Genomic DNA, 12,635 nt, shown 5'->3' on the forward strand with positions numbered 1-12,635 from the left:
GGCAACAGTGTCGATTACCTGCCAGGTAATTGTCCGGGCCACCGCCCGCTGCCTAGCGTCGAGCGGTACGGACGCGAGGCGGGGCCGCGGCAGGGTCCTCGCCCATTGCGGCACAAGCGCGGGAGGGGCAGATGGTCCAGGAGAACGCGGGGCTCGGCGCCGCTTGGTTCCACACCGGCCGGGCACGGCCCGACGCGGCGTGCCGGCTGTACGTCTTCCACCACGCGGGCGGATCGGCCGCGACGTACGCCCGCTGGGCACAGATGCTGCCCGACGACGTGGAGGTCGCCGCGGTCCAGCTGCCCGGCCGGCAGAACCGCCGCTCCACACCCGCGTTCACCGATCTGGACACACTCGTCGAGGCCGTGTACGAGGCCCTGGAGGACGACCTCGACGGACGGCGCTTCGCCTTTTTCGGGCACAGCATGGGCGCGCTGATCGCCTACCGGCTGACCCTCGCCCTGCAGAAGGACGGTGCCCCCGCTCCCGCTCTGCTCGCGGTCTCGGGGTGGGAGGGGAGCGCGCACCGGCCGAGCCCGGTGCCCGTCGCACAGCTCTCCGACGAGGAATTCCTCGCCCGTGTCGGGGAGTTCGGGGGTCTGCCGCCGGAGGTCACCGGAAACCGCGAGCTGCTCGACCTGGTACTCCCGACGCTGCGCGCCGACTTCACCGTGGTCAATGGCTATACGGACGACCGCGCGCGGGTCGACTGTCCGGTCGTGGCCTACGGCGGGGCGTCCGACCCGCTCCTGGGAGCGGGTGCCATGGGTGCCTGGGCCGACCGGGCGGACGCGTTCCAGGGGCTCAACGAGCTGCCGGGCGGTCACTTCTACATCTACGAGCACGCCATGGCGGTGGCCGCGGACCTGGCGCGCCGGCTGCGGCGGGGCGCGGCGGGCCCGCGACGGGGCTGACACCGGCAGCGGTTCCGGTGCCGGTGCCGCCGCCCGACATCAGTGGATCTTGCTGGCCCGTCCCGCCCAGAACCGGTCCCGCAGTTCTCGACGGAGTACCTTGCCGGTCGAATTGCGGGGCAGGCCGTCCAGGAAGTCGTACCGGACGGGGATCTTGAAGTCGGCGATCCGCCCCTTCAGGGACAGCATCAGCTCCCTCGGGGTCGCACGCATTCCCTCGTGCAGCACCACGCAGGCGTGCACCGCCTCGCCCCAGCGGGGGTGCGGGGCCCCGATGACCGCCACCTCGGCCACCGCGGGGTGCTTGCCGAGTGCCTCCTCGACCTCGCCGGGATAGACGTTCTCCCCCGCGACGATGATCGTGTCCTTGATCCGGTCGCAGAGGTAGAGATAGCCGTCCTCGTCGAGATAGCCGGCGTCGCCCATCCGCAGCCAGCCGTCCGCCAGGGTCTGCGCGCTGGCCTCCGGCAGGTTCCAGTAGCCCAGCATGACCGCGAGCGACCGCACCCACACCTCGCCGGTCTCACCGGTGGCACAGGTCCTGCCGTCGGCGACGATCCGTATCTCCACCCCCGGGCAGGCACGTCCGGCGGCGCGCAGCCGGGGGCTTCCCGGTATGTGGTCGGGCATCGGCAGCAGGGCCACCGCGTTGCCCGTCTCGGTGGCGGCGTACGCCTGCACCAGGTCGGCCTCCAGCACCTCGATGGAGCGGACCAGCAGCTCCTCGGCGATCGGCGAGCCGCCGTAGACCGCCTTGCGCAGTGTCGCGAAGGTTTCCTTGGACGCGGCGGGTTCGGCCAGCATCATCTGAAGCATGGCCGGGGCGACGAAGGTGGTGGTGACACCCACGTCCCGGATCAGGGCGACCGCGTCCTGGGCGACGAACATCCGCATGATCACGTTCGTCACGCCTGCGGTGAAGCCCTGCATGGACCAGGAGAGCCCGGCGATGTGCAGTCCCGGCAGCCCGATCAGGCTCTTGTCGTCCGGCTTCCAGTCCACCCAGTCGAGACCGTTGTCGTCCATGGCCCGGCCCAGTGCGAAGAAGCTGCGGTGCGGCAGGACCACCCCCTTCGGCAGCCCGGTGGTGCCGCTCGTGTACATCTGGGCGACGGGCTGGGCGGGATCGGGGCGGTACCCGGTGCCGGTGTCCGGGAAGGCGGACTTCCAGTCCAGGAAGCCCGCGCCGCGCCGCCCGCCGGTGTCCATGCCGACTACGCATTTCAGCTCCGGCAGCTCGGCCTCGATCCGCTCGGCGGTGGCGCGGTACTCCTCCTCCACAAAGAGCAGCCGGGCGCAGGAGTCCCGCAGCTGGTGCTCGACCTCGCTCTCGGTGAGCCGCCAGTTGACCGGCACCAGGACGGTGCCGCTCTTGGCGCAGGCGAAGGCGATCTCGTAGTAGTACTGCGACTCCATGCCGAGGAACGCGACCCGGTCGCCGGGAGCGAGCCCTGCGGCAAGCAGGGCGTGCGCGGCGCGATTGCTCTCGCTGTCGAGTTCGGCGTACGTCACCTCGGTGCCGAGGTGGATCATGGCGACGTGATCGGGCCGGACGGCGGCGTGATGTCCGGGGATGGCAGCGAGTGTCTCTGGCGTGGCCTCGTCCATGGTCTCTCCATCAACAGGTCCGGCTGATCCGGAGGTCGGGCCCCGGCCGTGTGCGGCACGGGGTTCAGTCCGAGGTCAGCCGCTGCTCGGCGAACTCGGCCAGGGAACGTGCGCTGGGGTGGTCCATGACCTCGGACACCGTGGTCCTGCGGCCCAGGGCCGTGCCCAGCTGCCCGCTGAGCCGGGCTGCGGCCAGCGAGTCGAGGCCCAGGTCGAGGAAGTGCGCACCGGGCTCTATCTCCGCGGGGTCGTCGAACTGCAGCTCGGCGGCCATCAGCGCACGGATGTGTCCGGTGAGGGCGGCGAGTCGTTCGCCCTGGTCCATGGAGAGCAGCCGCTCGGTGTCCAGATCCGCGGGGGCGGTGGCGACAGGGCGGGCCGCGGGGGCGTCCGGGGCGGTGCGCGGCTGTGCGTCCGCTCCGGTCCGGGGCGCGGGGCGGCGGGGGTTCGCCGACCGGAGCCAGTACTCCTGACGGTCGAACGCGTAGCCCGGCAGGACCACCCGGCGCATCCGCCGCTCCGCGTGGAAGCCGGACCAGGACACCGGGTATCCGGCGGCGTACAGCTTGGCCGCCGAGGACAGCAGTGCCAGGTCGTCCTGCCGAGCGGGGCGCAGGCTGGTCAGCCAGGTGTCGCCCGGGGCGTCGTGGTTCTCCCGGGCCAGCGAGGACAGCGTGGCGGACGGCCCGATCTCGATGTACGCGTGCCTGCCGCGCCGGGCCACGGTCCGCATACCGGCCGCGAAATCCACCGGTTCGGCGATGTGCCGGACCCAGTAGTCGGGCTTGGAGATGTCCCGCCACCTGGCGACCCGGCCCGTGAGGTTGGAGATCAGGGTGAACTCGGGCTCGTGGAAGGCGATGTCGTCGAAAGCCGCGCGGAACTCCTCGGTGACCTCGCGCATCAGCGGCGAGTGGAAGGCGTGCGAGACGGGCAGCCGCTTGACCCGCACGCCCTTGGCGGACAGCTGGGCGGTCGCCTCGTCCAGCGAAGCGGAGCCTCCCGAAATGACGCACTGCGTGGGCGCGTTGTATGCGGCGACGGCGAGGTCGTCGTACGGCTCCACCAGGGCGGTCGCCGTCTGTGCGTCCGCCCCGACGGCCGCCATGCCTCCGGGGGCGGTGACCGAGTCCATCAGCCGGGCCCGGACCGCGACCAGCCGGACCGCGTCGCCCACACTGAAGAGGCCGGCGGCAGCGGCGGCGACCACCTCACCGATGCTGTGTCCGATGACGGCCGAGGGCCGCACGCCCCAGGACAGCCACAGCCGTGCCAGCGCGTACTCCAGGACGAACAGGGCGGGCTGGGTGTACCGGGTGCGGTGCAGTTCTCCGGCGTCCTCGGTGCGGCCGAACATCAGCTCCCTGATGGAGCGGCCCAGATACGGGGTGAAGAGTTCGTCCAGCTCGTCGACGGTCCGGCGGAACAGCGGGTGGCGCCCGTACAGGGCGAGGCCCATGCCCGGGTGCTGTGCGCCCTGCCCGGTGAACAGGAAGACCGCCTTGCGTACGGCCTCCGGCCCGGCCGTCGCGGACCGGGCGGCCCGGTCGGCGAGCAGCGCGGAGAGGCCGGCGTGGTCGCGGACGACTCCGGCGATCCGGTGGTCGAAGTGGGCACGCCCGGTGTTGCCCGTGTAGCAGATGGCGGCGACGGGAAGGTCGGGGCGGTCGGCCAGCAGTCGCTGGTAGCGCTCGATCTGCAAGGCGAGCGAGCGGGCCGACTTGGCGGACAGCGTGAAGACATGGCCGCTGTCGCGGTGCGCGTCCCTCGCGTCCCCGGCCTGCTCGGCTTCTTCGCCGGCGGGACCGTCCGCACCTGCGGGAGCCTCCTCCAGCACGGCGGACGCCAGGGTGCCTGCGAAGCCGAAGGAGTTGACCATCGCCCGTCGGGTGCCGGATTTCCAGGGGCGGGTCTCGGTGGGGATCTCGACCGGCGAGACCTCCCAGGGAATGCGTGTCGACGGCTTCCCGAAGTTGAGGTGGGGGAAGATCTCGCCGCTCCGCAGCTGGGCGACGGCCTTGATGACTCCGCCGATCCCCGCGGCCGGCTCCATGTGTCCGATGTTGGTCTTGGACGAGCCGACGATCACCGGATCGTTCCTGCTGTGCGAGTCCGCGAAGACCTCGCTGATCGCACCGATCTCGATCGGGTCCCCAAGAGGGGTTCCGGTGCCGTGCGCCTCCACGTACTGGATGTCGCCGGGCTCCAGCCGGGCGCTGCCGAGCGCCCTCCGTAACAGGGCCTCCTGTGCCGCACCGTTGGGCACGGTGAGCCCGGCACTCTCCCCGTCCTGCCCGACGGCACTGCCTCGGACGAGCGCCAGCACGGTGTCGCCGTCGCGACGGGCGTCCGACAGCCGCTTCAGCACGATCATGCCGCAGCCCTCGGCCCGGCCGTAGCCGTCGGCCGTGTCGTCGAAGGTCTTGCACCGGCCGTCGGGCGAGAGCGCGCTCAGATCGGAGAAGAGCGCGGTACTGCGGGGGTGGTGGATGGCGTTGACCCCGCCGGCCAGGGCGATGTCGCACTCGCGGCGGCGCAGCCCCTGGACGGCGAGGTGGAGTGCGACGAGGGAGGCCGAACAGGCGGTGTCCACGGTGATGGAAGGGCCGCGCCAGCCGAGGAAGTACGAGAGTCTGCCGCAGATGCCCGAGTGCGAGACACCGGCCGCGATCCGGCCGTCCAGTTCGTCGTCGCCGAGCTCGTCCATCTCCATCACGTAGTCGAGGGAGCTGGCCCCCACGTAGATGCCGCCGTTGCCGTGCCGCAGCGCGGTCGGGTCGATCCCCGCGTGTTCGAGGGACTCCCACGCGGTCTCCAGCACCAGCCGCTGCTGCGGGTCCAGGCAGTGCGCCTCGGCGGGGGCCGTCCTGAAGAACTTGGGGTCGAACCGTTCGAGCCCGTCGAGGAAGCCACCGCCCGAGGTCCGGATGACGCCGCGGCCCTCGCCGGACGCGTATGCCTCGACGTCCCAGCGGTCCTTCGGGAACGGCCCGATGGCGCTGCGTCCTTCGCGCAGGAACTCGGTGAATTCCTCCAGGGAGTTGTTTCCGCCGGGAAAGCGCAGACCGACGCCCACGATCGCGATCGGTTCGTACTTCTCCTGCAGCAGCTCCTTCAGGAGTTCGCGTTGCTTGCGCAGTTCTTCGTGAGCCTGCTTCAGGGCACTTCCGGTGGTCGCGTCGTCCAGATCCGCCATGTCTCCTACCCCTGGTAGAGGTTCTTGAGGGCTTCATCGACCAGCGCGTCCGCCGAAGGGTCCACCGAGCGGCGGGCAGCGGCGGGTGCGGGCCCGTTCGCGGATGCGGCCCCGTTCGCGGGGCGGAAGAGGCCGGGGAGCAGCTCGTCGCAGATGTGGTCCATCAGCTGACCCACGGTGGGACTGTTGAACAGCAGGCTCGCGCTGAGTTCGTGTCCGATCATCGACTCCAGGCTCTGCTTCAGATCGGTGATCGTCAGCGAGGTGAGCCCCAGGTCGAAGTAGCTCTCGTCCAAGGGGAGTTCGTCATCGTCGTCCATGAGAAGCACGATCTTGAACTCGGCGACGACGAGATCCTCCAAGGCCTGCCGTCGCTCGGACCGGGGCAGATCGAGCAGGTCGTCCACAACCGTGGCAGTGCCCACCGTCTCGGGCCCCGAAGGGCGTTCGTCCACCGCACTCACTGCCATCGCCTCCGCCAGGTCGAGCCTCCGCAAGAGCCCCCGTACCGCGCTTCGTGGGTGCCTGCTCCATTCCAGTCGACGAGCACGAGAGCAGTCCAGCGCCGTCGGAACGGCGGTACGGGCATGTGCCCCCGGCGTCAGCGGCACGTCAGCGGGGGTGCCGCGGGCATGGCGACGGCCCGTACGGATACAGCTTCCGTACGGGCCGTCGGTGCAGAAGGGCAGTGGGTCAGTGGTTGCGCGGGAATCCCAGGTCCACGCCCGCCGGGGCGTCGGCCGGGTCCGGCCAGCGGGTGGTGACGACCTTGCCTCGGGTGTAGAAGTGCACGCCGTCGTTGCCGTAGATGTGGTGGTCGCCGAAGAGGGAGTCCTTCCAGCCACCGAAGGAGTGGTAGCCGACCGGCACCGGGATCGGCACGTTGACGCCGACCATGCCGGCCTCGATCTCCAGCTGGAAGCGGCGGGCGGCGCCTCCGTCACGGGTGAAGATCGCGGTGCCGTTGCCGAACGGCGAGGCGTTCATGAGGGCGATGCCCTCTTCGTACGTCTCGGTGCGCAGGACGCACAGGACCGGGCCGAAGATCTCGTCCTTGTACGCGTCCGAGTCGGTGGACACGTTGTCGAGGAGGGAGAGGCCGATCCAGTGGCCGTCCTCGAAGCCCTCGACGGTGAAGCCGGTGCCGTCGAGGACGACATCGGCGCCCTGTGCGGCCGCGCCCTTGACGTAGGAGGCGACCTTGTCGCGGTGGGCGGCGGTGATCAGCGGGCCCATCTCGGACGTCGAGTCGTTGCCGGGGCCGATCTTGATCTTCTCGGCGCGCTCCTTGATCTTGGCGACGAGCTCGTCGGCGATGGAGCCGACCGCGACGACCGCGGAGATCGCCATGCAGCGCTCACCGGCGGAGCCGTACGCGGCGGAGACGGCGGCATCGGCCGCGGCATCGAGGTCCGCGTCCGGCAGCACCAGCATGTGGTTCTTCGCGCCGCCGAGTGCCTGGACGCGCTTGCCGTTGGCGGACGCGGTGGCGTGGATGTAGCGGGCGATCGGGGTGGAGCCGACGAAGGAGACCGCGGCCACGTCGGGGTGGCTGAGCAGGCCGTCGACGGCGACCTTGTCGCCGTGCAGGACGTTCAGCACGCCGTCCGGCAGACCGGCCTCGGCGGCCAGCTCGGCCAGCAGGTTGGCGGCCGACGGGTCCTTCTCGCTGGGCTTGAGCACAAAGGTGTTTCCGCAGGCGATGGCGAGCGGGAACATCCACATCGGCACCATGGCCGGGAAGTTGAACGGGGTGATACCGGCGACGACACCGAGCGACTGACGGATCGAGGAGACGTCGACCCGGCTGGAGACCTGGGTGGACAGCTCGCCCTTGAGCTGGGTGGTGATGCCGCAGGCCAGCTCGACGATCTCCAGACCGCGGGCGACCTCACCCAACGCGTCCGAGTGCACCTTGCCGTGCTCGGCGGTGATCAGCGCGGCGATCTCGTCGCGGTGGGCGTCGAGCAGCGCGCGGTAGCGGAAGAGGACCGCGGTGCGGGCGGCCAGCGAGGACGTGCCCCAGGTGGCGTAGGCGTCCTTGGCGGCAGCGACTGCGGCGTCGACCTCTTCGAGCGATGCGAGCGCGACCTGGGTGGTGACGGCGCCGGTGGCCGGGTCGGTGACCGGGCCGTAGTTGCCCGACGCACCCTCGACGGTCTTGCCACCGATCCAGTGGTTGACGGTCTTCATGACAGAACTCCTTCAAAGGTGGTGGCGTCGGTCGGCGACGTGACGGTCGTACTCTTCCCGGGCTTTCACGGCCGACGGCCGGGTGGCCGTTTCGGCTACGGGAACATCCCACCACGCCTGCGCCGGAGGGGGGCCCGACACTGTGTCTGCCGTTTCGGTCTCGACGTAGACACAAGTGGGACGGTCCGCGACGCGCGCCTCGGCAAGGGCTTCGCGCAGGTCACGCACGGTCTTGGCGCGCAGCACCCGCATCCCCAGCGAGCCGGCGTTGGCCGCGAGGTCGACGGGGAGCGGGGGGCCGGTGAAGGCGCCGTCCGCGGCACGGTGGCGGTAGGCCGTACCGAAGCGCTCACCGCCGACCGTCTCGGACAGGCCGCCGATGGACGCGTAGCCGTGGTTCTGCAGGATGACCAGCTTCACGGGAAGTTCCTGCTGCACCGCGGTGACGATCTCGGTGGGATTCATCAGATAGGTGCCGTCGCCGACGAGGGCCCAGACAGGGCGGTCGGGGGCGGCCAGCTGGACCCCGATCGCGGCCGGGATCTCGTAGCCCATGCAGGAGTAGCCGTATTCGACGTGGTACTGGTGCGGGGAGCGGGCCCGCCAGAGTTTGTGCAGGTCACCGGGGAGCGATCCGGCCGCGTTGATCAGGATGTCGTCCTCGGTGACGAGGGCGTCGAGCAGGCCGAGGACCTGGGCCTGGGTGGGGCGGGCGTGCGGGTCGTCGGCGGTGAAGGCGGCGGTGACGCGCTGCTCCCATTTCTCCTTGGCCTCGGTGTACTCGGTCTCGTAGGACGGGTCGACGCGGTGGCTGCGTGCGGCGAGCGCGGCGGTGAGGGCTCCGAGGGCGGTGCGGGCGTCGGCGACGAGCGGGAGCGCGCCGAGCTTGTGTGCGTCGAAGCCGGTGATGTTGAGATTGAGGAAGCGGACGGCCGGGTCGGAGAAGAGTGTGGCGGAGGCGGTGGTGAAATCGGAGTAGCGGGTGCCGATGCCGATCACCAGGTCGGCGGTGCGGGCCAGCTCGTCGGCGGTCGCGGTGCCGGTGTGGCCGATGCCGCCGACGTCGGCGGGGTGGTCGTGACGCAGGGCGCCCTTGCCGGCCTGGGTGGAGGCGACGGGGATACGGGTGGCGGCGGCGAACGCGGCGAGGGTCTCCTCCGCCGCGCTGTGATGGACGCCGCCGCCCGCCACGATCAGCGGCCGACGGGCGCTGCGCACGGCCCGCACCGCCCGGTCGAGCTCGTGCGGATCGGGGGCCGGCCGGCGTACGTACCAGATGCGCTCGGCGAAGAACTCCTCCGGCCAGTCGTACGCCTGCGCCTGCACGTCCTGCGGCAGCGCGAGCGTGACCGCGCCGGTCTCCGCCGGGTCGGCGAGGGTCCGCATGGCCTGGAGTGCGGCCGGGATCAGGGCCTCGGGGCGGGTGATCCGGTCGAAGTAGCGGGAGACGGGACGCAGACAGTCGTTGACCGAGATGTCACCCGCGGACGGGACTTCGAGCTGCTGGAGCACGGGGTCGGCGGGCCGGGTCGCGAAGATGTCCCCGGGCAGGAGGAGGACGGGGAGGTGGTTGATGGTGGCGAGGGCGGCGCCGGTCACGAGGTTCGTGGCGCCGGGGCCGATGGAGGTGGTGACGGCGTGCGCGGAGAGCCGGCCGGACTGGCGGGCGTAGCCGACGGCGGCGTGCACCATGGCCTGCTCGTTGCGGCTCTGGAGATAGGGCATCGCCCGGCCCGACTCGACGAGCGCCTGACCGACTCCGGCGACATTGCCGTGGCCGAAGATGCCCCAGGTGGCGCTGATCAGGCGCTGTCGCCGGCCGTCGCGCTCTGTGTACTGGCGGGACAGGAAGGACACCAGGGCCTGGGCGGTGGTGAGCCTGCGGGTGCGTGGTGCGCTCACGAGGTCGCCTCCGGTCCGTAGAGCGGGAGTCTGGGGTCCACCGGCTGCGACGGCCAGGTGTCGCGGATCCAGCCGTGGTCGGGGTGGTCGCTGATCAGCCACTCCCGCTGCTCCCCCGGGCCCGCCATCACATTGAGGTAGTAGAGCGTGCAGCCGGGTGCGGCGATGGACGGGCCGTGCCAGCCGTCGGGAATGAGGACCGCGTCGCCGCTGCGGACCTCGGCGAGGACATCCGTACCGCCGTCCCTCGACGGCGACACACGGTGGTAGCCGAGGCCGTCGTTCTCCACCTCGAAGTAGTAGATCTCCTCCAGCACGGACTCGATGCCGGGGCGGTGCTCGTCGTGCTTGTGCGGTGGGTAGGACGACCAGTTGCCGCCCGGGGTGAGTACCTCGACGGCGATCAGCCGGTCGCACTCGAAGGTGTCGGCGGCGGCGAAGTTGTTGACCTGACGGGAGCAGTTCCCGGAGCCGCGCAGCTCGACGGGTACCTCCGGCGCGGGGCCGTAGCGAGCGGGGAGTCGTCGCTCGCACTTCGCTCCTGCCAGGGCGAAGCGGCCTCCTGCGCCGGAGGCGATCTGTGCATGGGCGTCACGCGGTACGTACGCGAAGTCGGATACCCCGCTGAACACGCCTTCCCGGCCCAGCAGTTCAAAGATCTCATCTGAGGTGTGCACCGTACAGCCACCGGTCAACGGCAGAACGATCCATTCGCTCTCCCCGGTGACAAGCGTGTGAACTCCGCCCGGCCCCAGCTCCAGCACACGCAGGCTCGACCGGTCCCAGCCGGCGCGCTTCGGGTCGATGTCGAGGGCGTAGGGGCCGCTCGCCGCGCTCCCGGCGCCGAGGTGGTACCGCGGTTCGTTGTGCGTCGTCATACCCATTCCCTACTTGATACCCGGTCCCCGCCCGTTCCTCTCGGCTCCAGCAGCGATACGGCCGTGTCGACGGCCGCGGCAACCTCACCGTCGGCCGGGTAGAGCAGCGAACGCCCCACCACCAGGCCCTGGACGGTCGGCAGTTGCAGCGCCGTGCGCCACTTCTCGAACGCGCCGTCCAGGTCGTCACCCACCTCGCCGCCCAGCAGCACGGCGGGCAGCGTCGCAGCCTCCATCACCCGGGCCATGTCGTCGGGGTTCTCGGTGACGGGGACCTTGAGCCAGGTGTACGCGGATGTCCCGGCCAGCCCCGAGGCGATGGCGATCGAGGTGGTGACCGCCTCCGCGCCGAGATCGTTGCGGACGTGGCCGTCCATACGGCGGCAGAGGAACGGCTCGACGAAGACGGGCAGCCGGCGCGCGGCCATGGCGTCGATGGCACGGGCGGTGGCGTGCATGGTGTCGAGCGAGCCGGGGTCGTCGTAGTCGATACGGAGCAGCAGCTTGCCCGCGTCGAAGCGGAGCCGGGCGAGGTCCTCGGGGCGGTGGCCGGTGAAGCGGTCGTCGAGTTCGAAGGCGGCGCCCGCGAGTCCGCCGCGGTTCATCGAGCCGACGACGACCTTGTTCTCCAGTGCGCCGAGGAGCAGCAGGTCGTCGAGGATGTCGGCGGTGGCGAGAACGCCGTCGACGCCGGGACGGGAGAGGGCGAGGCAGAGCCGGTCCAGGAGCTCGAAGCGGTTGGCCATGGCCAGTTCGCGGTCACCGACGGCGAGGGAGCCACGGGCCGGATGGTCCGCCGCGATGATCATCAGGCGGCCGCCGCTGCCGACGAGGGGGCGTCTGCGGCGTCGCGCGGCGGCTTCGGCGATGGCCTCGGGGTGGCGCATGCGCAGCTGGACGAGTTCGGAGACCGAGGAGGCCGGGGGTGTCATGGGGTGGCTCCGGTGGGGCGGGAGGTGACGGCACCTTCGGTCAGGGCCGCTTCGACTTCGTACGGGAACGGCATGGCGGACGAGCAGGCGAGCCGGGAGGCAACGATGGCGCCGGCGGCGTTGGCGTACCGCATGATGCGCTCGGTCTCCCACCCTGCGAGCAGCCCGTGGCAGAGCGCCCCGCCGAAGGCGTCACCGGCACCGAGGCCGTTGACGACCTCGACGGGCAGCGGCGGCACATCGGCCACCGTGCCGTCGCGGTGGACGGCGAGTACGCCCTTGGGGCCCTGTTTGACGACGGCGAGCTCGACGCCCGCGGCCATCAGGGCGCGGGCGGCCGCGTACGGTTCGCGCTCGCCGGTCGCGATCTCGCATTCGTCGAGGTTGCCGACGGCGACGGTGGCATGGGCGAGGGCCTCGCGGTAGCGGGCGGTGGGATTGGACGCGGTCCCGGGCATTTCTTCTGTGGTGTCCCAGAACATCGGGCGCCAGTCGAGGTCGAAGACGGTGATGCCGGAACGGTCGCGGGCGCGCAGGGCGGCGAGGGTCGATGTGCGGCTCGGTTCGGCGCACAGACCGGTGCCCGTCATCCAGAAGACCCGGGCGGACCGCACCGCGTCGAGGTCCAGCTCCGACTCGTGGATCTCCAGGTCGGGGGCCTTGGGCTGCCGGTAGAAGTAGAGCGGGAAGTCGTCGGGCGGGAAGATCTCGCAGAAGGTGACCGGTGTCGGATACGCGTCGACGGGCGTCACCCACCGGTCGTCCACCCCGAACTCCCGCAACTGGTGGTGGAGATACTCCCCGAAGGCATCCCGGCCCGTGCGGGTCACCACGGCGGTCCGCCGGCCGAGCCGGGCTGCCGCAACGGCGACATTGGTCGGTGAGCCGCCGAGGAACTTCCCGAATGTCTCGACCCGGGCCAGCGGCACACCGGTCTGCAGGGGGTAGAGATCCACACCGATCCGGCCCATGGTGATCACGTCGTACAGCTCAGGCATATGCATCCCTTCGA

Annotated in this window: 9 protein-coding genes; 1 reads left to right on the forward strand and 8 read right to left on the reverse strand. The window is 70.9% G+C overall.

From position 1 onward, the window contains the following. Positions 1-131 precede the first annotated feature (131 nt). A complete protein-coding gene (locus ACFVYE_RS28985; RefSeq protein ID WP_389607662.1) occupies positions 132-914 on the forward strand; it encodes a thioesterase II family protein in 783 nt (260 codons plus the stop codon). A gap of 39 nt (positions 915-953) precedes the next feature. Here ACFVYE_RS28985 and ACFVYE_RS28990 read toward each other — a convergent pair whose 3' ends face one another. From ACFVYE_RS28990 to iolC, 8 genes are all read right to left on the reverse strand, one after another. Further along, positions 954-2,522 carry a long-chain-fatty-acid--CoA ligase gene (locus tag ACFVYE_RS28990; protein WP_383965285.1) on the reverse strand — a complete coding sequence of 523 codons (1,569 nt, stop codon included), beginning with the start codon at positions 2,520-2,522 and terminating at the stop codon, positions 954-956. 64 nt (positions 2,523-2,586) lie between these two features. Further along, on the reverse strand, positions 2,587-5,718 hold the full coding sequence (locus ACFVYE_RS28995; RefSeq protein ID WP_389607663.1) for a type I polyketide synthase: 3,132 nt from the start codon (positions 5,716-5,718) through the stop codon (positions 2,587-2,589). Between the two features lie 5 nt (positions 5,719-5,723). After that, positions 5,724-6,188 carry an acyl carrier protein gene (locus ACFVYE_RS29000; RefSeq protein WP_383965291.1) on the reverse strand — a complete coding sequence of 155 codons (465 nt, stop codon included), beginning with the start codon at positions 6,186-6,188 and terminating at the stop codon, positions 5,724-5,726. Positions 6,189-6,411: 223 nt separating this feature from the next. Continuing rightward, the gene (gene mmsA, locus ACFVYE_RS29005; protein WP_383965294.1) at positions 6,412-7,911 is read right to left on the reverse strand and encodes a CoA-acylating methylmalonate-semialdehyde dehydrogenase; all 1,500 of its coding nucleotides are present in this window, start codon (positions 7,909-7,911) and stop codon (positions 6,412-6,414) included. 12 nt (positions 7,912-7,923) lie between these two features. Beyond that, a complete protein-coding gene (iolD, locus tag ACFVYE_RS29010; RefSeq protein ID WP_389607664.1) occupies positions 7,924-9,813 on the reverse strand; it encodes a 3D-(3,5/4)-trihydroxycyclohexane-1,2-dione acylhydrolase (decyclizing) in 1,890 nt (629 codons plus the stop codon). Continuing rightward, positions 9,810-10,691, reverse strand: coding sequence for a 5-deoxy-glucuronate isomerase (gene iolB / locus ACFVYE_RS29015; protein WP_389607665.1), 882 nt, complete (start codon positions 10,689-10,691; stop codon positions 9,810-9,812). Before iolB ends, iolD begins: the two co-directional genes overlap by 4 nt. Continuing rightward, on the reverse strand, positions 10,688-11,623 hold the full coding sequence (locus tag ACFVYE_RS29020; RefSeq protein WP_383965302.1) for a deoxyribose-phosphate aldolase: 936 nt from the start codon (positions 11,621-11,623) through the stop codon (positions 10,688-10,690). The genes iolB and ACFVYE_RS29020 overlap by 4 nt, the downstream gene beginning before the upstream one ends. Continuing rightward, positions 11,620-12,621, reverse strand: a complete 1,002-nt coding sequence (gene iolC, locus ACFVYE_RS29025; protein ID WP_383965305.1) for a 5-dehydro-2-deoxygluconokinase — start codon at positions 12,619-12,621, stop codon at positions 11,620-11,622. The genes ACFVYE_RS29020 and iolC overlap by 4 nt, the downstream gene beginning before the upstream one ends. Positions 12,622-12,635: the final 14 nt, after the last annotated feature.

The organism is Streptomyces sp. NPDC058239, assembly GCF_042882185.1.
GTDB lineage: Bacteria > Actinomycetota > Actinomycetes > Streptomycetales > Streptomycetaceae > Streptomyces.